The organism is Corynebacterium guangdongense (assembly GCF_030408915.1).
In the GTDB taxonomy this organism is placed as follows: domain Bacteria; phylum Actinomycetota; class Actinomycetes; order Mycobacteriales; family Mycobacteriaceae; genus Corynebacterium; species Corynebacterium guangdongense.
In genome coordinates this window covers 212,740-235,706 of record NZ_CP047654.1, presented here as the reverse complement: position 1 = coordinate 235,706, position 22,967 = coordinate 212,740, and the positions used below count along the sequence as shown (strand labels likewise).

Genomic DNA, 22,967 nt, shown 5'->3' with positions numbered 1-22,967 from the left:
TAGAAAACGGCCGGAAGCCGTCACCCCGGGGGTAGCAAAATGACTAGCGAATTTGGCGACGAATTGATGAACGCGGTAATCCGCCGCTACCCGGAGTCCACGCTCACCCACTCCGAAACCATCCCCGCCAGAGCCTCCCGGCACGCGGACTGGCCGCACTGGGTCCTCCCCTCCCTGCGCTCCCACCTGCAGGAGAGCGGAATCACGGAGCTGTATTCGCATCAGGCTGACACCGCCCGCCTCGCCCGCGCGCGCACCGACGTCGTCGTGGCGACCGGCACCTCCTCGGGGAAATCGCTCGGCTACCAGCTCCCGATTCTCACCAGGCTCGCAGAGTCCCCGACCGCGTGTGGGATCTATCTGACCCCCACGAAGGCGCTCGGAAACGATCAACTTCATGCAATTCTCAGTATGACCCGTGACATCGACGAGCTGCGTGGCGTCCATCCCGCCCCCTACGACGGCGACACCCCCCAGGAGGCCCGGTCCGGCATCCGCGAGTCCAGCCGCTTCGTCTTCACCAACCCGGACATGCTCCATGCCTCGGTGCTCGGCAACCACCAGCGCTGGGCCCGCCTGCTGCGCCACCTCGACTACCTCGTCATCGACGAATGCCACTCCTACCGCGGCGTATTCGGCGCCAACGTCGCCCTCGTGCTGCGCCGGCTCCTCCGCCTGGCGAGGCACTACGGCTCGGATCCCACGATCATCCTCGCCTCCGCCACCGCCAACGACCCCGCCGAACACGCCTCGCGCCTCATCGGCCGCCCGGTCACCGCCGTCACCGAGGACGGCGCCCCGACCGGTGCCCGCACCGTGGCCCTCTGGGAACCCGGCTTCATCGACGGCGCGGAGGGTGAGAACGGCGCCCCGGTCCGGCGGGCGGCCACCACCGAGGCGGCCGGCATCATGGCCGTCGCCATCGCCGAGGGCGCCCGCACGCTGACCTTCGTCCGGTCCCGGCGCGCCGCCGAGGTCGTCGCCATGCGTGCGCAGGAGGAGCTGATCTCCCTGGGCCGTCGCGACTTCGCCGCCCGCGTCGCCTCCTACCGCGCCGGCTACCTGGCCGAGGACCGCCGCGCGCTGGAAAAGGCGCTCGACGACGGCACCCTCCTCGGGGTCGCCTCCACCAACGCCCTCGAGCTCGGCATCGACGTCGGCGGCCTCGACGCGGTGGTCACCGCCGGTTTTCCGGGCACCGTCGCCTCCTTCTGGCAGCAGGCCGGGCGCGCCGGCCGCCGCGGTCAGGGGTCGCTGGTGGTCCTGGTCGCCCGCGATGAGCCGATGGACACCTATCTCGTCCATCACCCGGAGGCCTTGTTGGGCACACCCGTCGAGCGCAGCGTCTTCAATCCGCGCAACCCCTATGTCCTGCGTGGCCACGTCTACTGTGCCGCCGTCGAAAAACCCCTCAGCGAGGCGGAGGTCGACGAGCTCGGTGCCCGCGAGGTCGTCCGTGAGCTCGCCGACGTCGGCCTCCTGCGTCAGCGTCCCACCGGCTGGTTCGCCACCCCCCGGCCCGCGGGCGTCGACGAGCTCCCGACCCCGGAGACCGCCCACCAGTCCGTCGCCCTGCGCGGCGGCACCGGCGAGGAGGTAATGATCGTCGACGTCTCCGACGGCCGCCTGCTGGGCACCATCGACGGCGGCCGGGCCCCGGCACAGATCCATCCCGGCGCGGTGTACCTGCACCAGGGCGCCAGCTACGTCATTGACGATCTCGACCTGGACGATCATGTGGCGCTGGCCCGGCCGGAGGTTCCGGACTTCTCGACGACCGCCCGATCCGTCACCGACATCCGGCTCCTCAGCCAGCCCGCCGACCAGGAGATCATCAACTACTCCCCCGGCCTGTGGGTCGCCAACGTCGAGGTCGAGGTCACCGACCAGGTCGTCGGCTACGTCCTCAGGCTCGCCGACGGCACGATCGGCGAGATGGTCTCGCTCGACATGCCGCAGCAGCGACTGGTCACCCGTGCGGTGGCCTACACGATCGACCCGATGGTGCTGACGGAACTGGGCATTTCCCCCGCCGACGCCCCGGGTTCCCTGCACGCCGCCGAGCACGCGGCGATCGGCCTGCTCCCCCTGATCGCCACGTGTGACCGCTGGGACATCGGCGGCGTGTCGACCGCCCTGCACCCGGACACCAACCTGCCGACGGTATTCGTGTACGACGGCAACCCCGGTGGAGCAGGCTTCGCCGACGAGGGTTTCCGTCGCTTCCCCGAATGGATCGAGGCGACCTTCGAGACCGTGCGTTCCTGCTCCTGCGAGTCCGGCTGCCCCTCGTGCGTGCAGTCGCCCAAGTGCGGCAACGGCAACAACCCGCTGGACAAGGCCGGTGCACTCAGGCTGCTGGGCGGGTTGGTGACGATGACCGCACGCTCCTAGATCGGTCCGGCGCGCGCCGCCGCCTCCCGCGTGCCGACACCGGTCGTCACCGTCACGTCCCCGGACTCCTTGTCCAGTCGGCAGTCCACAAGTTTCGCGCCGTTGGCCTCCGCGAACTCCCGCGCCGTCGCGCACGCCGGCTCACCCCAGGAATGCGCCCAGGCCCCGGCCACCGCCGCCAGGTCGGCCGCGGTGCGGGCCAGCTGTTGGTCTCTGACCTGCGAATAGGCGTGGACCATGACCAGCAGCAGCGAGGCCAACGCGACCGAGAATCCGACCGTGACGAGGGTGGCACTTCCGGAGTCGTCGGCAAGCAAGTGCCGGGCCCTGGTCACGGCGCATCCTCCACCGGCGCGATGGCGGTGGCCGCCACGTCCCCGAGCACGGCGGGAACGGTGGCGGTCACCGTGATCATCCCGCCGGTGGACGCCACCTCGACGCTGCCCCGGGTCGGCTCGAAGGTCACGCCGACGGCCTCGGCGCGGGCGGCGGCGCCCGCGGTCTGCACCGCAGAGAGGTGCGCCGCCATCGTCGCCAACGCCGCAAGCACCGCGGAGGCCACAGCCACCAGGGTGACCATGCTCAGCGCGGCCTCCACGGTGACGGAGCCACGGTCATTGGCGAACACCCGGCCGTTCATCATCCGGGGGTGTTGCTCAGGGCGTCGGTGATGATGGTTTCGAAGGCGTCAGTGACGCCTCCAGAGTTGACGACGAGGTAGAGGACGGCGGCCAGCGCGGCGGCGGCGAGCGATCCCATCGCGTACTCGATTGTGGACATTCCGTGGTCGTTGGTCAACTGGTTTTTGATGCGGTCGAGCATGGGTCTTCTCCTTGGCTGGGTGGTACGGGTGGTGGTGTCAGAACATGGTCGAGGCCAGGCTGATGATGACGGGTGCGAGTCCCAGAATCAGGAAGGCCGGGAGGAAGCACGCGGTGAGGGGGATGGCGATGAGGACGCTGGCCCGTTCGGCGCGTGCGGTGGACTGGTCTGCGGCCTCTGCCCGGAGGCCGGCGGCGATTCGCCTGGTCGCGTCGGCGCTGGCGGCCCCTGAGCGGTCGGCGAGTCGGGCGGTGCGCGCCAGCTCGTCCAGGCCGGGGGTGCCGATGGCCTGATCCCAGGCCCGGTGTGACGGGATGCCAAGGGACAGGAGCGCCCCGACGTGCGCCCACACCCGGGCCGTCGCCGGGCCGGCGACGGCAGCGAGGGCGGTGCTCGCGGCCGCCGGTGAGAGCCCGGCGTCCATGCAGGCTGCGTAGATCTCCAGTTCCGCGGCGGTGCGCACCGGGTGGGGACCGTCCCGGGGCGTCTTCGGGCTCCGTCTCGGTTCGGGCCCCTCCCCGGGCAGCAGCCGGCCCGCCGGTCCGGGGGCGGTGAGCGTGAGGGAGGCGCACAGGAGAATAAGTGTGAGGGTCATGACCTGGCCCTCCGGATGATCTCGTGGGCGAGAAGCAGCCCGGCACAGTTGAGCGCCGTGCCCGCCATCAACAGCGTCCCGCCCAGTCCACCGCCGAGCAGCCAGGCGACCGGGTTCGCGCCCATGGTCGAGCCCAGGGCTATCCCGGCCAGCGGCAGCGCGGACAGAATCAGGGCGGTGGCCTGTGGTCCCTGCAGTGAGGCCGTGGTGGCGGCCTCGTGACGGAGAGCCTGGGTGATCTGTTCCCCCTGCATCCGCAGCAGGCCGGCCAGGGGAATGCCGTGCCGCTGCGCGAGCCCCCACGCCTTGCCGACCTCCGCCAGTTCCCTGAGCTCCTCCTGTCCGGTGAGCACGGGTGCGGGGCTGTGCCCGCGCCGGGCGTGCACGGCGGCCGAGCGAACCAGGCGGGTGATGTCCGGGGCTGCGGTGGTCTCCTCGGCGGCCCTGGCCAGGGCGGTGGCGGGGTCCGCCCCGGCCTCCAGGTCAGCGACGAGATGCCCCAGCAGCGCGGTGGTCGCCCGCGACCGGGCTATGGCCCGACGACGCTTGAGCGCCGACGCGCCCAGCACGGCCCCGGTTCCCGCCACGGTGAGGGCGGCCACGGCGATCGAGAGGCGGTCACCCAGCAGGACGACGGTCATTACGGCTCCGGAAACGAGCGGGATGAGTGGCTTCAGCCGATTCCAATTCGCTCGTCGCCCGGGGCGCGGCGCGGCGAGCACGGCGATACGCCCCGTGGGCGCGGGCGGCGCGAGGGCCATCCCAGCGGCCGCCGTCAGCAGTGCGCTCAGCAGGCTCATCGCTCCTCCGTGAGGGCTGCGGCTGTCTGCGTGTAGTCGGCGGAGGGGCCGCTCACGGAGTCCCAGATCACCCGCGCGACCACGGGCTGCCCCTCCAGCACCGCGATCTGCCCGAGGCGGCGGACGCCGTCCGTGTCGCGGCGCATCGCCAACACCACATCCACCGCCGCGGCCAGTTGCGCGTGCAGGGCCGGCCTGTCCAGGCCACCGAGGGCGGCCAGTGCCTCCAGCCTCGCCGGTACCTCGGTGGTGGAGTTGGCGTGGATGGTGCCCGCCCCGCCGTCGTGGCCGGTGTTGAGGGCGGACAACAGGTCGACGACCTCCCCGCCCCGGATCTCGCCGACGACGATGCGGTCCGGGCGCATGCGCAGCGCCTGTTTGAGCAGTTGGCTCATCGCGATGGAGCCGGCGCCGTCGGTGTTCGCCCCACGGGTGACCAGGTTGAGCACGTGGGGGTGGGCGGGTTTGAGCTCGGCGGTGTCCTCGATGCAGATGATGCGCTCGCTGGCGGGCACCTCCGCCAGCAGGGCCGCCAGCAGCGTGGTTTTGCCGGTGCCGGTGCCGCCGACGATCAGGAAGGAGCGTCGCGCCCCCAGGAGTCCGCGCAGCAGTTGCGCCTGGGGCGCCGCGACGCTGCCCCGGGTGACGAGGTCGTCGAGCCTGGTCGTGGCCTGATGCAGGACGCGCAGGGACAGGCAGGTGCCGGAGGCCGAGGGCGGGGCCAGCAGCGCGTGGACGCGCACGGTGGAGCCGTCGTCCCGGCTCAAGCGGCCGTCGGCGAAAGGCTGGGCGTCATCAAGCCGTCGGCCGCAGGCGGTGGCCAGCCGGACTGCGAGGGCACGGACGTCGTCGTCGCTGGCGAAGGTGACCTCGCTGCGTTCCAGGCCACGGCCCCGGTCGACCCAGACCTCTGCGGGGCCGTTGACCAGGATGTCGGTGACGTTGTCTGCGGACAGCAGCTGATCGAGGCGGCCCGCGCCGGTGGTGTCGTCGCGCAGTCTGCGCAGGGTATCGAGGACGTCGACGTCGCTGATGACGGGCGCCTCCTCGCGGATGAGGGCCGCGAGCGTCACGGGGTCGGTGGCGGAAAGGGAGGGGTCGTCGAGCAGGCGGCGGTGGAGGCGCTCAATCAGTGTGGCGTCGCTCATCGGGGGCCTCCGGGCAGTCCGGCGGCGGCCAGCGCTACGCCGGCTGCGGTGCCCAGGGCCGCCGGCACCGGGTTCGGCAGTCCGGCGATCTCCGTGGTGCGCGCGAGGCGGGGCAGGGTGGCGATCTCCGCGGAGACGTCCAGGCCGGTCAGGCGGGTGAGATCGGTGGCGTCGAGCCCCGACCAGTCCCGGTGCCGCGCGACCAGGCAGTGGGGAATGCCTGCGGCCGCGAGCCGACGCGCGATAGAACTCGCCGCCGCCGCCGGGCGCACCTGTGCCGTCGTGAGCAGGACGAGGTGGTCGGCCGCCGTGGCGAGCGGGTGGGACTCCACGTCACCGTGCACCCAGGTCTGTGCGGGTGGCGCGTCGACGATGACCGTGCCGCCGGCCTCAGCCAGGGTGGACGCCACAGTCGCGATGGTTTCGGGGCGCAGCTGGAAGGATTCCGCGACAGTCGGGCGGGCGGCGGAAAGAACGGCCAGGCCGGTTCCCTCGGCGGGCAGCGCCGTGCGCAGGGCCTCGGCGTCGAGGTTGCCCTCCGGATTGATGTGCAGATCCGGCCAGCGCGCCCCGGGTGTGTCCTCGAGCCCGAGCAGGAGGTCCATCCCGCCGGAGGTGTCCACGCCGTCGACCAGCGTGGTCAGCTGGCCGGCGCGGGTGGCGGTCCGTGCCACCGCCGCGGCCAGTGTCGAGGTGCCCGCTCCCCCGGCGGTCGCCGTGACGATGAGGACCCGGCCCCGCGCGTGCGTGGCGTCGCGTGTCCCGTCGGCCGGGGAGCCGGTCCGGGGCAGATCGGCGATGGCTGCCAGGAGCTCCGCAGCCTGCGCCGGAAGGTAGAAGACCTGATCGGCATGACAGGCGAGCACGTCCTCCCAGGGAATCGGATCTTCGTCCCGCACGGTGACGAAGATGTGGTCGTGGGTGCGGGGGCCGGCGAGGACGCGGGCGGTGTCCCCGTCGACGATGACGGCGGCCGCGCGCGGGAGGTGGCGTGCCAGCAGGTTTGCCTTGGCGCCCCGGTCCGCGCCGTCGAGCTGGGCGGCGAGATCGATGACCGGGCGGCCGGTCGCCGCGGCGGCGTGGCCGACGTCGGGGTGGAGCAGCGGGTTGGCGACGGCGGTGAGGAGATAGGGTTCGGACAACGGTGGCGTCGTTCGGCTCATGCCCCACACACTCGTCCCTGGACGACGGGCCCGCGGACCCCCGCCCCAACCCTGTGGATAACCCCTCATTTAGAGTTTGTGTCACCAAAAAAATGTGGATGAACCGTGCCGGAAACATAGGATGACCCGCGCCTCGGGGGGATGCGCGGGTCATCAATAACCCGGTCTCGGGGGGCGGACCGGGGCAGGCCACACTGTATATCGGGGCCTTGCATGGGCAAGTATCGCACGTTTTCAAGTATCCGTCAATACATTTTGGCCCACTTTCACGGGTTTTAGTCCCACCTTTAACCCTTCCCTCCCGTCTCTCCCGACCCACCGACCACAGCAGGCGCTTCCCATCCCCAGGGTCGCTGAGTACACTGGGCGCGACATGGTTGAGACGAACAGGGACGACCATTCAGCAGAGTCGCCACAGGTCAACACGCCGCCACCCGAGCACCGGGTCGCGGCCTTCTTTGACCTGGACAAAACCATCATCGCCACCTCCTCGGCCTACGCCTTCGGCAAGGAGTTCATGCACAACGGGCTGATCAGCCACACCGAGGCCTTCCAGATTTCCCTGGCCAAGGGCACCTACATGGTGGCGGGCCACTCCTCGGAACAGATGGACGCCAGCCGCGATCAGCTGACCAGCCTCGTCAGCGGCTGGTCGGTCAGCGAGGTCTCCCGCATCACCACAGAGGCCATGCACACCGTGGTCACACCGGTGATCTACTCCGAGGCCCGGGAATTGATCGACTTCCACAAGGCCGCCGGCCACGACGTCATCATCATCTCGGCCTCGGCGTCCCAGCTGGTGGAGCCCATCGCCGCGGAGTTGGGCATCGACCAGGTCGTCGCCACCGAGCTGGAGGTCGCCGACGGCCGCTTCACCGGCGAGATCCTCTTCTACGCGAAAGGCGACGCGAAGGCGCAGGCCATCGCCGACCTCGCCGAGGCCAACCACTACGACCTGGCGTCCAGCTTCGCCTACTCCGATTCCGCCACGGACATCCCCATGCTGGAGATGGTAGGCAACCCGGTCGCGGTCAACCCGGACCGGGCGATGAAGAAGCACGCGCTGGAATCGGGCTGGGAGGTCCGCTCCTTCAAGGACCCGGTCCCGCTCTTCCCGCTGCCCAACGCCCGCGACGTGGGCATCGGCGCCGGGGTCATCGCCGCTCTCGCCGCGCTGACGGCCGGCGGGTGGTGGCTGGCCCAGCGTGGCCGGCGACCGGGCGAGACGCCGGGCAACCGCAGCGCCTGAGCCGTCGCTCAGGCCGCCCTGATGATGGCCTCCGCCTCTGCGGCCCCGGCGATCCAGCCGGTCAGGAGGAATTCCAGGCAGTCCCGCACGCCCTCGCTCCCCGAGGTCCACCCCGCCAGGAGCTCGAGGTACTCGCGCCTGTGACGGTTGTAGTGGACCTCCGGGACGGCGAGACCGCGGGGGTCAAATCCGGTGGCAACGGCGGTCAGGCGGGCGGTGGCGCGGGCGATGATCCCGCTGCGGGGTCCGAAGAGCTCGTGCGAGGCGATCTCGGCGTGGATGACCTGAGGCAGCAGGACCTGGTGGGCTCCGGAATTGGCGTCGACAAGCCCGGCGATCATGCGGATGCGCTGGGCCGCCTGCGCCCCCACCGGTCGGCCGTCCCCGCCGGCGGCGACGTCCATGCGGGCCAGGACGTTGGCGGGCGAGCGCCTGAAGGTGGCGGCGCTCGTCTGAATCGACGCCGGCGAGAGAAGGCCGTGGACGCTGATGACGTGGGCGAACACCCCCGAGGGCTCACCGTCGACAGGGGCGGCCTCCCCCTCGATGAGCGTTGACAGTCGCGCCCCCCGCAGCACCGACTCGGCGACCAGCAGATTCGACTTGCGCAGCGCGGCCGGCCGGCGGTGAGCGGCGGCGATCGCGTCGTGGGCGCGGGTGGCCAGTTCCGTCACCTCGCCGAGGTCAAGGAGCGGAGCCAACGGGTCGGTGTGAGTCATATCCACTACACTAGTGACCGGTTCCATCGCGGTTCCGCGCAAGTTCGGGCATGGGCCGCGACACCGTGGCACTATGGGCCATGGACACGTAATGTGATCCGCACATTAAAATCAACTTAAAACCTGGCACGCATGAAGGTGTCGCCAACAACGACCATAAGAGGCAGGTAACTCACGTGAGCAATAAAGAAGGCCTTTACACAGACGGTTCATCCGCATATTCCGCGAAGGTGAACTCCATCCCGCTCAGTGATGTCGATTCCGCCAAGGGCGCCGAGAACTCCATCGGTGACCTGGTGTCCAGCGCCACGTCCCAGATGTCGACTCTCTTCCGTTCCGAGATCGAGCTCGCCAAGACGGAGATCGTCGGCGAGGTCAAGAAGGGCGCCGTCGGCGGCGGCCTGTTCGCGGTCGCGGGCGTCGTCGGCCTGTACTCCTCCTTCTTCTTTTTCTTCTTCCTCGCCGAGCTGCTGGCCGTCTGGCTTGAGCGCTGGGCCGCCTTCCTCATCGTCTTCCTGATCATGCTGGTCACTGCGGCTGTGTTGGCGCTGGTCGGCTTCCAGCGGGTGCGCAAGATCCGTAAGCCCGAGGCGACGATCAGGTCCGTCAACGAGCTGAAGAAGCTCAAGCCCGGCTCCGCCCAGGCCGCCGTGACGGCGACCGACCGCGGTCTCTACACTTAAGCATCTCCGATTTACCGATGACCGCCCGCCCGGGGACTCTCCCGCGGCGGGCGCAGTGCATTGACCGTCAAGAAACGAGCTTCAGCGATGTCCGAGCCGTCCCCCGGGCCGCCTCCCGGGCCCCTGCCACCGAGCGTGGTCGAGCTGCCCGGCCCTTTCGAACACCAGCTCATCCACACCCGTGGCGTGCGCCTGCACGCCGCGGTCGCCGGTCACCCCACGGATCCACTGGTGCTGCTGGTCCACGACGCTTTCGGCGGCTGGTTCGACTGGCTGGAGGTGATCGCCCCGTTGGCGGAGGCCGGTTACCACGTGGCAGCGGTGGATCTGCGCGGCTACGGCCTCTCGGACAAGCCCCCCGCGGGCGCCGGCTCCCTGCTGCGCCAGATCTGCTCCGACCTGGCGGGGGCGATCGGTGCGCTGGGGCATGACGAGGCAATCCTGGTCGGCGCCGACACCGGCGGCTCGATCGTGTGGACGCTGGCGACGACCCACCCGGAGCGCGTGCGCGCCCTGGTGTCGGTCTCCGCGGCCCATCCCACCGACCTGCGCCGGTCGGTGGCGGCGCGGCCGTGGAACTTCTTCTGGATGGGGCTGCGGGGCCTGGTCTCCCGACTGCCGGTGCGGCTGCTGACGGCCTCGCAGGGCGCCGTCGACGCCTCCCACCGGCGCTTTCTCCAGCTCAACACCACGTCGGCGTTCCAGCGGTCCACGGGCTTCGCGCGGCTCCTCGATCTGCGGCTGAAGGCGGCGCGGATCGGCAACACACGGCCCGCGGCGGTGCACACGGCCCGCCTGCTGCTCTCGCCCGTTCCCCGGCGCCTGATGAACGCCAAAGTCACCGTCCCGACGCTGCTCATTCACCCGGATCAGGGGTTGTGGCGCCATGTCAACGCCCGTGCGGAGGCGAGGGTCAGCGCCCGCGTCGACACGGCGGTCGTGCCGGGATCGAAGACCATGCCGCACGTGGAGACCCCCGCCCGGTTCGTCGGCCTCGTCGCCGGGTTCCTGGCCGACCTCTAGGACACGCAGGCCCGGGTGTCGACCGGCGCCGTGTGGGCGGCCACCTCGCCCACACGGTCCTGGATTTCGGCGGCGGTGATGGCGAATCCGGTGTCGGTGTTGTCGACGCTGGCGCCGAACACCATGCCCAGGACCTCGCCGGACTCGTTGAACAACGGGCCGCCGGAGTTGCCTTCGCGGATGGATCCGCGCACGGTGTAGGCCTCGCGCTCGACTCGGCCGGTGGCGTAGATGTCGGGGCCGGCGATGGTGATGCGGTCGCTGATGCGGGCCGGCGAGGCCTCGAAGGGGCCGGACTCCGGGTATCCCATGACCACTGCCTCGTCGCCGCTGTCGGCGGGGGTCGCCGCCCATGGCAGGGGCGCCAGGCCCAGGCCCGGCGCGTGGAGCAGGGCGATGTCGGCCTCCGGATCGTAGAAGACGACCTCCGAGTCAATGACGCCGAGCATGGTGTCCAGCCGGACGGACTCGGTGCCGGCGACGACATGGGCATTGGTGAGCACGTAATCCGGGGCGGTGACGAAGCCCGAGCCCATGAGCCGTCGACTGCACTCCTCGGAGTTGCCCATCACGTGGATGACCGAGGGACGCAGGTCCTCGACGAGCTCCTCGTTGGCGACCTCGATACGCGGGGCCGCGACCGTCGCGGAGGTGCCCTGGGCAAATGGTGAGACCAGGGGCGGCAGCCCGGATTCGCTGAGCATCGCCGAGATGCGGGTCGGCACCTGGCTCCAGGCGTCCGGCACGATCCTGTCGACGGCCTGCAGCACCGTGGAGTTGCGGATCCCCTCGGAGGCTGGTTTACCCAGGCCGGTGGCCAGGGGGCCGGCGATGAGCCAGCACACCAGCAGCGCCACGAGGACCTGGAAGGCGGCGCCGACGGCGGAATCGACGGCCTGGAAGGCGCGCAGCCGCATGCCCTCACGCAGGGAGCCGCCCAGGGTGGCGCCGATGAGATTGCCGATGCTGGCCAGCAGGACGACGACGCCGAGGGCGAGCAGGGAGCGCAGTGCCAGGGACTCCGTCAACCCCATGACCGGTGGCGCGGCGGCCAGGCCGACGATGATGCCGGCCAGAATGCCCACGGCGGAAAGGATGGAGGCGAAGGCGCCCTGCCGCCAGCCGCTGAACAGGGCGACGAGCCCGACGAGGATAACGATCACGTCGACGATCAGGCTGGCTGTCACGGTTTGGGCTGCTACTTTCTTCCGGCTGCTGCAATCGCGGGGGCGATCGGGCTAATGCTACCGCCTGAAGGTGGCCTCATTGTTCCGGCACTTGTCCAGCGTGGCGCGGAGATCGTAGACCCGCTCGCTGTGCCAGGGCAGGTCCCAGCCCGCATGGGTCAACGCTCCGGCGACGAGCCCCGCGGTGAATCCCCAGAGCAGGTAGTCCTGGACGTAGAAGGCCGGTCCCCGCCAGTCGCCCCAGCCGACGGTGAGGCGGTTGGCGGGGTCGGTGAGGTGGTCGATGGTGACGGTGAAGACGTCGTCCGTCTCTTCCTCGCTGGCCGGGTAGAGCTCGCGGGGGGTGTGCCACCAGGCGACGACCGGGTGCACCGGGCGTGCGCTGCTGCGCACGTGAATCTGCGGCAGCTGGGCGACCGGCGTGACGTGCTCACGCTGCAGGCCGGTCTCCTCCCACGCCTCGCGCAGGGCGGCGTCGACGGCGTTGACGTCGGTGGGATCGACGCGCCCGCCCGGAAAGGCGAGCTGGCCGGCGTGGCTGCGCATGTCCGGTGAGCGGTGCGTGAGCAGGATGCGGGCGTCCCTGGGCCGGGCCTGCGCGTCCGGGTCCCCGGCCACCGCCATGAGCACCGCCGAGTGCCTGACTTCCGGCGGGGGGACCTCCTCCTGCTCGGGTTTGACGAGCGGAACCTCGACGGTGATGTCGTCGAACATGGGGCGCAGCCACACCGGGGCCGCCGCAGGGTGCAGGTCGACGTTCACGCCGGGGCGGTCAGGACGATCGGGGATCATGTCAGGCTCCTCCTGCCAGGGCATCGGTGACGGCGGCCGCCAGCTCCTCCGTCGAGTCAAAGGGCGTCGGGTACATCGCGATCTGCTCGGCGCCGCGGAACACGACGGTGATCGGAATCACTCCGGGAAGACCCAGCGTACCCGCAAATTTATTCTCGGAGTCCTGGTAACTGACGAAGTCGAGGTCAAGCTCGTTGAGCAGGGCCGCGCCGTTGGCCGGGTTGCTGTCCGCGTGCACGCCGACGACCGTGACCTTCGGGTTCTGGGCGGCGTATTCCTCGAAGTGGGGCAGCTCGTCACGGCACGGCCCGCACCACCAGGCCCACACGTTGACGACGGTGACCCCCTCCCCCTGCGACGCGTCCCCGTTCCCGCCGCCGAGGCAGGGCAGGTCGACGCCGCCCACGCCCGTCGAGGGGCAGTCCGCGCGGGCGGGGACGTCGGCGGCGGGAGCGGGGTCCGCCGCCTGGCTTGCCGACGCCTGCGTGTCCGTCGGGACCGGCGCGGCGTCGCGAAGCAGGAACATCGCCCCGGCGATGACCGCCACGGTCATGAGCACGGCGCCGACACTGATCCAGATGAGTTGATTCTTCATCTACGCCTCGGTGGTGGGGGTCAGGCCGGCCAACGCCAGCAGGTGGTCGCGGTCCGGGGAGGTGACGCGGGCAGCCGCCTCCTCCGGGTCAGTGCTGCCGTCGCGGCCGTAGGAGGGGCAGTCCCAGGCCAGCAGGCACGCGCCGCACGCGGGCCTGCGGGCGTGACAGACGCGACGGCCGTGCCAGATCACCCGCTGGGAGAAGTCGGTCCACTCGGATTTCTCGATGAGCCCGGCTATTTCGTGTTCAATCCGCACCGGGTCGGTGGCCTCCGTCAGCCCCCACCGCGCCACCAGGCGCTGAAAATGCGTGTCCACCGTGAGCCCCGGCTTACCGAAGGCGTTGCCGCGGACGACGTGCGCGGTCTTGCGCCCGACGCCCGGCAGCGTGACCAGGTCCGCCAGCGCCTGCGGCACCCGGCCGTCGTAGCGGGCCACGAGCGCCTCACCGAGGCCGATGAGATGGCCCGCCTTCGCCCTGCAGAAACCGGTCGGTCGGATGATCTCCTGGAGCTCCTCGCGATCGGCCTGCGCGTAGGCGGCGGCGGTGGGGTAGGCGGCGAAGAGCCGGGGCGTGACCTGGTTGACCCGGACGTCGGTGGTCTGTGCGGAGAGCACCGTCGCGACCAGTAGCTCGAGCGGGGTGCTGAAGTCGAGCTCCGCGTGGGCGTCCGGGTAGGCCACCGCGAGGGTGCGGTTGATACGGCGGGCCCGGCGCGTCCTGCCCAGGGACGTCTCCTCTCCCCGGGCCGCCGGATGAGCACCGGGTCGGCGACGCTTCCGGGGCGTGGTTCCGGCACTTTCTCGCGGGGCAGACATGGTGGTTACCTTAGTGACCCGCAGGCCCGGCGTGAAGTTGCAGACGTGACCGCTACTATGAGTGACATGACACTTCTGCTCATCGCGATCGTTCCACTCATCCTGGCACTGTTCGCGATCCTCATGGAGAAGCTCGAGTCAGGCGCCCTGCGTCGGAGTTTCGAGCCGAGCGCGGAGTCACTGCCCGTCACGGACACGGAGGAGGGAGACCAGGACGCGTCCTAGTTTTCACGGGCCACCGACCGCCGTGTTCTATGTCTCACCTCGTTACCTTTGTTAAGCTTCAATCACAACGTGCGAGACGCGTCGTCGGTCCCCGAGGAACGTGACGTATACGACGCTGCAGTGACCCCCACCGGTCACGATCGATCACGATTTTCAACACCAACGTCAAGGAGTTTCACACATGGAGGGCGTACAGGAAATCCTGGCCCGGGCCGGCATCTTTCAGGGTGTTGACCCGGGAGCCGTCGAAAGCCTGATTCAGGACATGGAATCAGTTCGCTTCCCTCGCGGGGCGACGATCTTCGAGGAGGGCGACCCCGGTGACCGCCTGTACATCATCACCCAGGGCAAGGTGAAGCTCGCCCGGCACGCCGTCGACGGTCGCGAGAATCTTCTGACGGTGATGGGCCCGTCCGACATGTTCGGCGAACTGTCCATCTTCGATCCGGGTCCGCGCACCTCCTCCGCGGTCTGCGTCACCGAGGTCCATGCGGCCACGATGAACTCTGACCTGCTGAAGAAGTGGGTCGACCAGTACCCGGAGATCTCCCAGCAGCTGCTGCGCGTGCTCGCCCGTCGCCTGCGCCGCACCAACAACAACCTGGCCGACCTCATCTTCACCGACGTGCCGGGCCGTGTGGCCAAGACCCTGCTGCAGCTGGCCAACCGCTTCGGCACCCAGGAGGGATCGGCCCTGCGGGTCAACCACGACCTCACGCAGGAGGAAATCGCCCAGCTGGTCGGCGCGTCCCGCGAGACCGTGAACAAGGCCCTGGCCACCTTCGCGCACCGCGGCTGGATCCGCCTCGAGGGCAAGTCCGTCCTCATCGTCGACACCGAGCACCTCGCGCGCCGAGCACGCTAGCACGCCTGCCGACGCAGAAACGCGGCCCCCACCGCCGGGTGGAGGCCGCGTTTATTGGGGCGTCGGCACGCTTATTCGCCGTGCGCCGCCAGGTAGCGCAGAGCGACGCGGGTTGACTGCTCCGCGGCGTCGCGCAGGACCGGGTCGACGTCGTCGTACATCTTGTCCACGAGCGTCTTGAGGTCGATGTCCGCCCCCTCCTCCGCGCGCAGCGCACGAATCTGCTCCAGGCGGTAGTTGCGGCGATCAATGTACTTGCGGGCCATGGCGGAGGTGTCCGCCAGATCCGACCCGTGTCCCGGGAAGAGCGGGACGCCGGCGCCGCGCTCCTCGAGCAGGGCCAGCGTCTCAAAGTAGTCGGCGAGATCACCGTCGGTCTCGGAAATCATGGTGGTGTGACGTCCGGCGATGGTGTCGCCGGTGACGATGCCCTCGAGCTCCGAGGCGCCGACGCCACCCGACCAGATGAAGAAGCTCGTGGAGTCCGCGGTGTGACCCGGGGTGTGGACGACCTCGAGGGAGGGCGTGATGTCGTCCAGCGAGATGATTTCACCGTCGGCCAGCGGCTCCCCACCGGCGCAGTAGCGCTCGTCGAAAGCACGGATCGGGGCCCCGGTGAGCTGGCGCAGACGGTTGGCCCCCTCGGCATGATCATGGTGACGGTGCGTCAGCAGAATCAGCGCGATCTTCTCACCCTTGGCGGCCAGCACGTTCAGGTGCCCCTCGTCCTCCGGGCCCGGGTCGATGACGATGGAAACGTCGTCCTCGGGAGCCCGGATGATCCAGGAGTTGGTGCCCTCCAGGGCAGCGTAGGACGGGTTGGCGCACAGGACGACGCCAACGGACGGCCCCACCGGGCGTAGCTGACTGTAAGCGGGATGCTCCATGCCCAACAGACTACCGCCCGCCTGAATATTCGCAGAATAGGCGCAGGAAGACCCGCGACCTAGCCGGCGACCTCGACCTGAACCTCGACCTCGACCGGGGCGTTCAGCGGCAGCACCGCGACGCCGACGGCGGAGCGGACGTGCTCCCCGGCGGCGCCGAAGACCTCACCCATGAGATTGGAGGCGCCGTTGGCGACGGCGGGCTGGCCATGGAAGTCGGTGGCGGAGGAGACGAAGACGACGACCTTGGCGACGCGGGTGACGTTGTCGATGCCGACGACCGCGTCAATGGCGGCCAGCGCATTGAGCGCGGCGGTGCGGGCATAATCGGCGGCCTCCTCCGGGGAGACCTCCGCGCCGACCTTGCCGGTGGCGGGCAGCTCGCCGTCGACGAACGGCAGCTGGCCGGAGGTCCAGACCTGGTTGCCGATCCTGGCGGCCGGGACATAGGCCGCCACGGGTGCGGCCACAGCGGGGAGCTGGATCCCGAGTTCCTTCAACTTGTCGGAAACGGCGGCCATTACTGGACCTCGCGCTTCATGTAGGCGACGACGTTCTCCGGGTTCGGGCCCGGCATGACGGAGACGAGCTCCCAGCCATCCTCACCCCAGGTGTCGAGGATCTGCTTGGTGGCGTGGGTCAGAAGCGGAACGGTGGCGTATTCCCATTTAGTCATGCGCACGAGCCTACCAAGCGCCGAGGGGACTAGACGCCCTCTATGCTGCCGCCCTCCGCGAGGTACTTGGCCCAGTTGGTGTTGTCCGGGTTGTGCTTGAGCAGCGCGCGGCGCTGACGCTCGGTCAGCCCGCCCCAGACCCCGAACTCGATGTTGTTGTCGAGGGCGTCGGCGAGGCACTGGACCTTGACCGGGCAGTGCCGGCAGACGCAGGCGGCGTTGCGCTGCTGCGCACCCCGGACGAAGAGCGCGTCCGGATCTCCGTTCCGGCACTTGGCCTCGGTGATCCATTCGGATCGCTCAAAGGAGTCGAGGTTGTCGGAGGCCACCCCGTCGTACTGGCCGGGCGCGTCAGCACGCCCCGCCCCGGCCCCCCGCAGTGTGTGGACAGTCACGTTCATTCCCTCCGATTCATGTATGTCACAATCGAGTGCTCATCTTAAGCAGGGTTTTCTCAGAATGTCGAACTTGATCCACCTCATAGGGGTAAAGTAGAGCGTCTTTCCATTCATCGTCGGGTTTGCGCGGGTCCCCGGCCACCTATGCGGGGCCAACCGCACGCATTAGGGTGGGTACTCGTGAAGAGCGTTAACGGAGTGCACCCCCTCGTGACCATCCTCATCGTGACTGTCGTCGTCGGTGTTCTCGGCGCCCTGGCGTTCGCGCCCGCGGCGGCCCTCTCCGGGGCCGCCCTGAAGCGGACGAACGAGACCATGCAGTCCAACCTGGCGGACATGTCCAGCGGGGTGACCCCGGGAATCACCACGGTCACCGACGTCACCGGCGATCCCATCGCATACCTCTACAACCAGCGCCGGCACCCGGTCGAGGGCGACGCCATCTCGCAGAACATGAAGGACGCGATCATCGCCATCGAGGATCACCGCTTCTACGAGCACAACGGAGTCGACATCCAGGGCACGGCCCGTGCATTGCTGACGAACCTGGCCGCCGGCGGCGTCGCCCAGGGCGCGTCGACCATCAACCAGCAGTACGTGAAGAACTACCTCCTGCACGTCGAGGCGGACAGCACCGAGGAACAGCAGGCGGCGACCGAGCAGTCGATCCCCCGCAAGCTGCGCGAAATGCGCACCGCCACCGAGCTCGACCGCACCATGAGCAAGGACGAGATCCTCACCCGCTACCTCAACCTCGTCCCCTTCGGCAACCACGCCTACGGTATCGAGGCCGCCGCGCACACCTACTTCGGCGTCTCCGCCGCCGAGCTCGACGTCCCGCAATCCGCGATGCTCGCCGGCATGGTGCAGTCCTCGGAGTACCTCAACCCCTTCACCAACTACGACGCCGTCCTCGAGCGCCGGAACACGGTGCTGCAGTCCATGGTGAACTTCGGTTACCTCGACCAGGCGCAGGCGGACGCGTACAAAGCCGAGGGGCTCAACACCCTGGAGAGCCCTGCCCTCATCCCCAACGGCTGCATCGGCGCCGACGAACGCGGGTTCTTCTGCGACTACGCGATGACCTACGCAAAATCGAAAGGGCTGACCGACGAGCAGCTCAAGAACGACGCGTACACCATCCGCACCACCCTGGACCCGGCAGTCCAGGACGCCAGCCACGCGATCGTCACCACCAAGACCTCCCCCACCGCCCAGGGCGTGGCCGAGGTCATGAACGTCGTCGAGCCGGGCCAGGATTCCCGAAACATCCTCGCCATGGTCTCCTCCCGCGACTACGGCCTGGACCTCGAGGCCGGCCAGACCTATCTGCCGCAGCCGACCTCGATGGTCGGCAACGGCGCCGGTTCCGTCTTCAAGATCTTCACCGCGGCCGCCGCGCTCCAGCAGGGCATGGGCCTGGACACCGTCCTTCCCGTCCCCACCCGTTACGAGGCCCGCGGCTTAGGCTCCGGCGGCGCCCGGAATTGCCCGCCCGCCACCTACTGCGTGGAGAACGCCGGCACCTACAAGCCGGAGATGACGCTGGCGGAGGCCCTGGCACTCTCCCCGAACACGACCTTCATCATGCTCATCGAGGAGGTCGGCGTCCCGGCGGTCGTCGACCTCTCCGTCAAGCTGGGCCTGCGCTCCTACGCCGTCGAGGGCTCCTACAACGAGGACTACTCCATCGCGGACTACTTCAAGGAGGCCAACCTCGGCTCCTACACCCTGGGCCCGACCGCGGTGAACCCGCTGGAGCTGTCCAACGTGGGCGCGACCCTGGCCTCCCACGGCCGCTGGTGCGAGCCCAACCCGATCGCGGAAATCACCGACCGCAACGGTAACGAGGTCTTCCTCGACCGCCCCGAGTGCGAACAGGTCCTCGAGCCGGCCGTCGCCGACGCGCTGGCCGACGCCATGACCCTCGACGCCAAGATCGGCACCGCCCAGCGGGCCGCCGAGCAGGCCGGATTCTCGGGGCAGGCCGCCGCCAAGACTGGCACGACCGAATCCCACCAGTCCTCCGCCTTCCTCGGCTTCAACTCCGGTTTCGCCGCCGCCCCGTACATCTACAATGACGGCACGACGACCACCCCGCTGTGCACGTCCCCGGTGCGCCAGTGCGGCGACGGCTCCCTCTTCGGCGGCCGGGAGCCCGCCGAAACCTTCTACGAGCTGGCCAGCCGAGTTCCCGCCGCCGCCGCGGGCACCGTCGCCGCCGCCCCGGCCGAATACCGCCAGGGCACCGCCGCCGGTACCTTCGAGCAGGCGATCGGCCTCTCCGAGTCCGCGGCCCGCACCCTCCTTCAGGAGCAGGGCTACACCGTCGCCGAGACCCGCCGGGGCCCGGGCGGCGGCCTGCCCGCCGGCGTCGTCGCGCGCGTCTCCCCGCGCCCCGGCGGCGACCGCTCCGTCGTCCTGATCCTCTCGGACGGCCAGAACTACAACCCGCCGGCCGCCCCCGCCCAGCCGACGGCTTCCGCCCCGCCGGCACCCCCACAGGAGCCCGAGCCGGCGCCGTCCCCGGCCCAGCCGGACCCGGTCGCAGAACTGGAGCGCCAGCTCAACGACGCCGCCCGGGAATTCCTCAACAGTCTCTAGAAAATGCGGAAGCGCCGGTGGACACTCTCCCACCGGCGCTTCCCCTTTTTCCTAGCCCAGACGCTGCTTGACGGCCGCGGAAAGGCGCTTGCCGTCCACGGAGCCGCCCGCCCTGGCGTTGGCCTCCTTCATGACCTGCCCCATCTGCTTCATGCCGATCTCGGCCGGTGCGACACCCTGTTCAGCCGCCACCGCGGCGACGGCGTCCTCCACGAGCTTGTCGACGCCGGCGTCGTCAAGCTGGGAGGGCTGGTAGGTCTCCAGCACGGCGACCTCGGCGAGCTCGGTCGCCGCCAGGTCCTCGCGACCGTTGGCGGTGTAGATCTCGGCGGACTCACGACGCTTCTTGATCTCGCGCGCCACCACCTTGATGATCTCCTCGTCAGTCACCTCATGCTTGGCCCCGGTGGTCTCCTCTGCCTGGATCGCAGCCAGCAGCATGCGGATGGCGCCGAGACGCTCCTTGTCCTTGGCCTTCATCGCCGTCTTCATGTCTTCACGGATGGTTTCCTTCAGTTCACTCATACGCGCCAAGATACCCCGCCCGTTACCGCCGGGTAGGCTGGCCCGCGTGAACACCCGCAATACCTTGTTGAAGACTCTCGCCGCCCGCCTCGGTGTCCGGATCGGTGTCGGGGTCGGTGTCGGGGCAGCCGCGGGCGCCGGGCTCGCCGCCTGGGGAGTCAGCCAGCTCACCGATTTCCGCCTGCACCAGTACACCCTGCCGCTCCTCGAGCCGGGCACGCTGCGCGGGGCCCCGGAGTTTCGCATCCTGCACGTCTCCGACCTGCACATGATCCCGGGCCAGGAGCAGAAGACCGCCTGGGTCTCGGCGCTCGACTCTCTCCACCCGGACCTGGTCATCAACACTGGCGACAACCTCTCCGACGAGCACGCCGTCCCCGACGTCCTCGCCGCGCTGGGCCCGCTCCTGGCGCGCCCGGGCATGTTCATCTTCGGCACCAACGATTACTGGGCGCCGAAACTCTCGAACCCGCTGACCTACCTGACCGGCGCGAAGCGGAAACCCTCCTACGTAGACCTTCCCTGGCGGGACATGCGCGCCGCCTTCATCGAACGCGGTTGGCGCGACGCCACCCACAAACGCCTCGAGTTCCAGGTCGGCCCCGTCCGCCTGGCCGCCGCCGGCGTCGACGACCCGCACCACGACCTCGACGACTACTCGACCATCGCCGGTCCCCCCAACGCCGACGCCGACCTCTCTCTGGCGCTGCTGCACGCCCCCTACCCACGCGTGCTGGACCGCTTCGCCGCCGACGGCTACCAGCTCGCCCTCGCCGGGCACACCCACGGCGGCCAGATCTGCCTGCCGGGTGGCCGTGCCCTGACCACCAACTCCGGCATCGAACCGGCCCGCGCCGCCGGGTTGCACAAGCACGGAGACATGAACCTGCACGTGTCCAACGGACTGGGCACCTCCAAGTTCGCGCCGATCCGGTTGTGGTGCCCGCCGTCAGCGACGCTGCTGAAGATCACCGAACGGAGCTGACCAGCCGTTTTGTTTCTTCCGCCCAGTGGGGATAAAGTACTGATCCGTACCGCAGAGCACTGCAGCGGACAACCGGGATATGGCGCAGCTTGGTAGCGCGCTTCGTTCGGGACGAAGAGGTCGCAGGTTCAAATCCTGTTATCCCGACCACTGCGAGAACCCCAGTCATTCTTGACTGGGGTTCGTTGCTTTCCACGGCTTTCGCAGAGTCCGGAGTGAGGATCCCAGGGTCACAACCCCCGGGTGAGTCCGCAACGGGGGTCCAGAACCCAGGGTCAGTGCCGACCCTGGGTTCCTCACCCTGGGTTTTGTGCCGCTATCCGCGGAGCCAACCAGCGACCCGGGCAGCACGCGTGGACCTCGGCCTCAGGCGGGCGCCTGTTTCGGCCCCGTGGCCACCGCGATCAGTCCCGGTACCGCGATCACCGCGAGCACGGCCAGGCCGAGCCACATCTGGGTCGCGTCGCCCTGGTTGCCGGCGGCGGTCAGCGTCGCGGTGTTCCAGTGCAGCGGCATGAGCCCGGAGACGGCCTGCGCCCATTCCGCGACCTCCGCCGTGGACGCCTTACGCCACACCCAGCCAACGACACCGACCTGCGCGATCGCCAGAACTCCGGCGAGGGCCGAGCCGAGGCCCACACCCGCCAGCCGGGTCAGCAGGACGGTGACCCCGGCCGTGGCGAGCACGCCCAGGGCCAGAGCCAGGGCCGAGATCCAGACGGACGTCGCACTCAGGCCGCTCGTCAGGACCATGAGCGCGACCAGCCCGCCGACGACGGCGCCGAAGGTGCCGCCGAGGAGAGTGACCCAGCGCCGTTGCGGCCACAGCCGCACGGCGATCCCCAGGCCGACCCCGACGAGCATGGCCAGGGCCGCGACCAGCATCGCGACGATCGGCGAAACGGAGTGCAGTGCCCCCTCCCCGGCGTCTTCCGCCGCGCCGGGCCAGACGACCGGCATCGCACGGTTGACGTTGTCGACGCGGGCCTTGGTCTGATCTGCCATGTCGTCGACGCGCTGGGCGCCGTCGTCGAGGGCGACGACGCCGTCGACCGCGGAAGTCAGTCCCGTCTCGAGGTCGTTGAGGCCCATATTGAGGTTGGAGGCACCGTTGGTGGCGCTGTAGATGCCGTCGTGGAAGGCGAAACCGGGAGTGGTCAACTGGTTGGCGATCTCCCGGGAGCCGTCGCGGAGCCGCTCCATGTCGTTGGTGGCGACCTCCATGCCGCCCAGCTGGTCACGCAGACCGGCGAGCTCCTCACGGACGGCGACGACGTCGGGGTCGTCGTTGCCCGCCAGCTCAGCGAGGGTGCGGTCGATCGCCCCGACGGCCTGCCCGCGGACGACATTGACGCCGATGACGGCGTCGACGGTGGTGCCCACGGCGTCGGCCACCTCGGTCGCGCCCACGCCAAGGTTCGCGGTGCCGGCCTGCAGCTGGATCATGCCGTCGGCGAGCTCCTGGGCGCCGGTGGAGGCGGTGGCCGCACCGGCGCTCAGCTGGTCGGCGCCCTCACGCAGAGCCGCGGTGCCGTCGACGAGCTCCTGGGTGCCGGCGGTGAGGAAACCCGCCTGGGACGAGGCCTCACCGGCCGCCCGGCGCGCGTCGACGAGGTCGACGGCGGTGAGGGCGTCAGCGGGCGCGCCGGAGGGCGCTTCGGCCGAGTCGGACGTCCACGTACGGGCGGGATCGAGACCGCCGACGCCGACGTAGACCCCGGCGAGCACAAGGGGGATCAGCGTCAACAGGCTCAGAACTAGTGCGCGAACTCGACTCATGGTGTCAAGGTATCCGCAGGATTTTGACGGCGGG

26 protein-coding genes and 1 tRNA gene are annotated in these 22,967 nt (G+C 69.6%); 9 read left to right on the top strand and 18 right to left on the bottom strand.

What is annotated here, in order from left to right:
- The first annotated feature begins 39 nt into the window (after positions 1 to 39).
- A complete protein-coding gene (locus CGUA_RS01210; RefSeq protein WP_290196898.1) occupies positions 40 to 2,394 on the top strand; it encodes a DEAD/DEAH box helicase in 2,355 nt (784 codons plus the stop codon).
- Here CGUA_RS01210 and CGUA_RS01205 read toward each other — a convergent pair.
- The 7 genes from CGUA_RS01205 to ssd form a co-directional block, all read right to left on the bottom strand.
- Positions 2,391 to 2,729, bottom strand: a complete 339-nt coding sequence (locus tag CGUA_RS01205; protein ID WP_290196896.1) for an Rv3654c family TadE-like protein — start codon at positions 2,727 to 2,729, stop codon at positions 2,391 to 2,393. The genes CGUA_RS01210 and CGUA_RS01205 overlap by 4 nt on opposite strands.
- On the bottom strand, positions 2,726 to 3,034 hold the full coding sequence (locus CGUA_RS01200; RefSeq protein WP_290196894.1) for a hypothetical protein: 309 nt from the start codon (positions 3,032 to 3,034) through the stop codon (positions 2,726 to 2,728). Before CGUA_RS01200 ends, CGUA_RS01205 begins: the two co-directional genes overlap by 4 nt.
- The gene (locus tag CGUA_RS01195; protein WP_290196893.1) at positions 3,034 to 3,216 is read right to left on the bottom strand and encodes a DUF4244 domain-containing protein; all 183 of its coding nucleotides are present in this window, start codon (positions 3,214 to 3,216) and stop codon (positions 3,034 to 3,036) included. The genes CGUA_RS01200 and CGUA_RS01195 overlap by 1 nt, the downstream gene beginning before the upstream one ends.
- Before the next feature lie 37 nt (positions 3,217 to 3,253).
- A complete protein-coding gene (locus tag CGUA_RS01190; protein WP_290196891.1) occupies positions 3,254 to 3,811 on the bottom strand; it encodes a type II secretion system F family protein in 558 nt (185 codons plus the stop codon).
- Complete coding sequence (locus tag CGUA_RS01185) at positions 3,808 to 4,452, bottom strand: type II secretion system F family protein (protein WP_290196889.1); 645 nt, start codon at positions 4,450 to 4,452, stop codon at positions 3,808 to 3,810. Before CGUA_RS01185 ends, CGUA_RS01190 begins: the two co-directional genes overlap by 4 nt.
- Before the next feature lie 155 nt (positions 4,453 to 4,607).
- Positions 4,608 to 5,759: a TadA family conjugal transfer-associated ATPase gene (locus CGUA_RS01180; protein WP_290196887.1), complete on the bottom strand. Its 1,152-nt coding sequence runs from the start codon at positions 5,757 to 5,759 to the stop codon at positions 4,608 to 4,610.
- Complete coding sequence (ssd, locus tag CGUA_RS01175) at positions 5,756 to 6,922, bottom strand: septum site-determining protein Ssd (protein WP_290196884.1); 1,167 nt, start codon at positions 6,920 to 6,922, stop codon at positions 5,756 to 5,758. The genes CGUA_RS01180 and ssd overlap by 4 nt, the downstream gene beginning before the upstream one ends.
- Positions 6,923 to 7,295: 373 nt before the next feature.
- On the opposite strand from ssd, the gene CGUA_RS01170 reads away from it, so the two are divergent.
- The gene (locus CGUA_RS01170; RefSeq protein WP_290196882.1) at positions 7,296 to 8,171 is read left to right on the top strand and encodes an HAD family hydrolase; all 876 of its coding nucleotides are present in this window, start codon (positions 7,296 to 7,298) and stop codon (positions 8,169 to 8,171) included.
- Between the two features lie 8 nt (positions 8,172 to 8,179).
- Here CGUA_RS01170 and CGUA_RS01165 read toward each other — a convergent pair whose 3' ends face one another.
- Positions 8,180 to 8,890 carry a hypothetical protein gene (locus tag CGUA_RS01165; RefSeq protein WP_290196880.1) on the bottom strand — a complete coding sequence of 237 codons (711 nt, stop codon included), beginning with the start codon at positions 8,888 to 8,890 and terminating at the stop codon, positions 8,180 to 8,182.
- 176 nt (positions 8,891 to 9,066) lie between these two features.
- Between CGUA_RS01165 and CGUA_RS01160 the strand changes: the two genes are divergently transcribed.
- Positions 9,067 to 9,573, top strand: a complete 507-nt coding sequence (locus CGUA_RS01160) for a phage holin family protein (RefSeq protein WP_290196878.1) — start codon at positions 9,067 to 9,069, stop codon at positions 9,571 to 9,573.
- An 87-nt stretch (positions 9,574 to 9,660) separates the two neighbouring features.
- A complete protein-coding gene (locus tag CGUA_RS01155; RefSeq protein WP_290196876.1) occupies positions 9,661 to 10,596 on the top strand; it encodes an alpha/beta fold hydrolase in 936 nt (311 codons plus the stop codon).
- On the opposite strand, the gene CGUA_RS01150 is transcribed toward CGUA_RS01155, so the two are convergent.
- The 4 genes from CGUA_RS01150 to nth are packed head-to-tail and all read right to left on the bottom strand — an operon-like array spanning position 10,593 to position 13,989.
- Positions 10,593 to 11,783: a MarP family serine protease gene (locus CGUA_RS01150; protein ID WP_290196873.1), complete on the bottom strand. Its 1,191-nt coding sequence runs from the start codon at positions 11,781 to 11,783 to the stop codon at positions 10,593 to 10,595. The two genes, CGUA_RS01155 and CGUA_RS01150, sit on opposite strands and share 4 nt — an antisense overlap.
- 57 nt (positions 11,784 to 11,840) lie before the next feature.
- Positions 11,841 to 12,575: an NUDIX hydrolase gene (locus CGUA_RS01145; RefSeq protein ID WP_290196871.1), complete on the bottom strand. Its 735-nt coding sequence runs from the start codon at positions 12,573 to 12,575 to the stop codon at positions 11,841 to 11,843.
- Position 12,576: 1 nt separating this feature from the next.
- Positions 12,577 to 13,170 carry a TlpA family protein disulfide reductase gene (locus CGUA_RS01140; protein ID WP_290196869.1) on the bottom strand — a complete coding sequence of 198 codons (594 nt, stop codon included), beginning with the start codon at positions 13,168 to 13,170 and terminating at the stop codon, positions 12,577 to 12,579.
- Positions 13,171 to 13,989: an endonuclease III gene (gene nth, locus CGUA_RS01135; protein ID WP_290196867.1), complete on the bottom strand. Its 819-nt coding sequence runs from the start codon at positions 13,987 to 13,989 to the stop codon at positions 13,171 to 13,173. It abuts the gene before it with no gap.
- Positions 13,990 to 14,055: 66 nt separating this feature from the next.
- Between nth and CGUA_RS01130 the strand changes: the two genes are divergently transcribed.
- Entirely contained in the window at positions 14,056 to 14,214 is a 159-nt protein-coding gene (locus CGUA_RS01130) for a hypothetical protein (protein ID WP_290196865.1), read from the top strand.
- A gap of 181 nt (positions 14,215 to 14,395) precedes the next feature.
- On the top strand, positions 14,396 to 15,079 hold the full coding sequence (gene glxR / locus CGUA_RS01125) for a CRP-like cAMP-activated global transcriptional regulator GlxR (protein WP_290196863.1): 684 nt from the start codon (positions 14,396 to 14,398) through the stop codon (positions 15,077 to 15,079).
- Positions 15,080 to 15,150: 71 nt separating this feature from the next.
- Here the strand turns inward: glxR and CGUA_RS01120 are convergent, their stop codons facing one another.
- From CGUA_RS01120 to CGUA_RS01105, 4 genes are read right to left on the bottom strand one after another with little or no spacing between them, the layout of a single operon-like run.
- A complete protein-coding gene (locus tag CGUA_RS01120) occupies positions 15,151 to 15,966 on the bottom strand; it encodes an MBL fold metallo-hydrolase (RefSeq protein ID WP_290196861.1) in 816 nt (271 codons plus the stop codon).
- Between the two features lie 59 nt (positions 15,967 to 16,025).
- Positions 16,026 to 16,487 carry a RidA family protein gene (locus CGUA_RS01115; protein ID WP_290196859.1) on the bottom strand — a complete coding sequence of 154 codons (462 nt, stop codon included), beginning with the start codon at positions 16,485 to 16,487 and terminating at the stop codon, positions 16,026 to 16,028.
- Complete coding sequence (gene sp36 / locus CGUA_RS01110) at positions 16,487 to 16,642, bottom strand: Sp36 family protein (protein ID WP_290196858.1); 156 nt, start codon at positions 16,640 to 16,642, stop codon at positions 16,487 to 16,489. Before sp36 ends, CGUA_RS01115 begins: the two co-directional genes overlap by 1 nt.
- 29 nt (positions 16,643 to 16,671) lie before the next feature.
- Complete coding sequence (locus CGUA_RS01105; RefSeq protein ID WP_290198286.1) at positions 16,672 to 16,971, bottom strand: WhiB family transcriptional regulator; 300 nt, start codon at positions 16,969 to 16,971, stop codon at positions 16,672 to 16,674.
- Between the two features lie 249 nt (positions 16,972 to 17,220).
- On the opposite strand from CGUA_RS01105, the gene CGUA_RS01100 reads away from it, so the two are divergent.
- Positions 17,221 to 19,644 (top strand): penicillin-binding protein, encoded by a 2,424-nt coding sequence (locus tag CGUA_RS01100; protein ID WP_290196856.1) that lies wholly within the window; start codon positions 17,221 to 17,223, stop codon positions 19,642 to 19,644.
- 51 nt (positions 19,645 to 19,695) lie between these two features.
- Here CGUA_RS01100 and CGUA_RS01095 read toward each other — a convergent pair whose 3' ends face one another.
- Positions 19,696 to 20,169, bottom strand: a complete 474-nt coding sequence (locus CGUA_RS01095) for a GatB/YqeY domain-containing protein (RefSeq protein ID WP_290196854.1) — start codon at positions 20,167 to 20,169, stop codon at positions 19,696 to 19,698.
- Positions 20,170 to 20,215: 46 nt separating this feature from the next.
- Here CGUA_RS01095 and CGUA_RS01090 point away from each other — a divergent pair, with 46 nt between their 5' ends.
- Both CGUA_RS01090 and CGUA_RS01085 read left to right on the top strand, forming a co-directional pair.
- A complete protein-coding gene (locus CGUA_RS01090; RefSeq protein WP_374725057.1) occupies positions 20,216 to 21,154 on the top strand; it encodes a metallophosphoesterase in 939 nt (312 codons plus the stop codon).
- Between the two features lie 73 nt (positions 21,155 to 21,227).
- Positions 21,228 to 21,304, top strand: a tRNA-Pro gene (locus tag CGUA_RS01085).
- Positions 21,305 to 21,520: 216 nt separating this feature from the next.
- On the opposite strand, the gene CGUA_RS01080 is transcribed toward CGUA_RS01085, so the two are convergent.
- Positions 21,521 to 22,900 (bottom strand): hypothetical protein, encoded by a 1,380-nt coding sequence (locus CGUA_RS01080; protein WP_290196851.1) that lies wholly within the window; start codon positions 22,898 to 22,900, stop codon positions 21,521 to 21,523.
- Positions 22,901 to 22,967 lie beyond the last annotated feature (67 nt).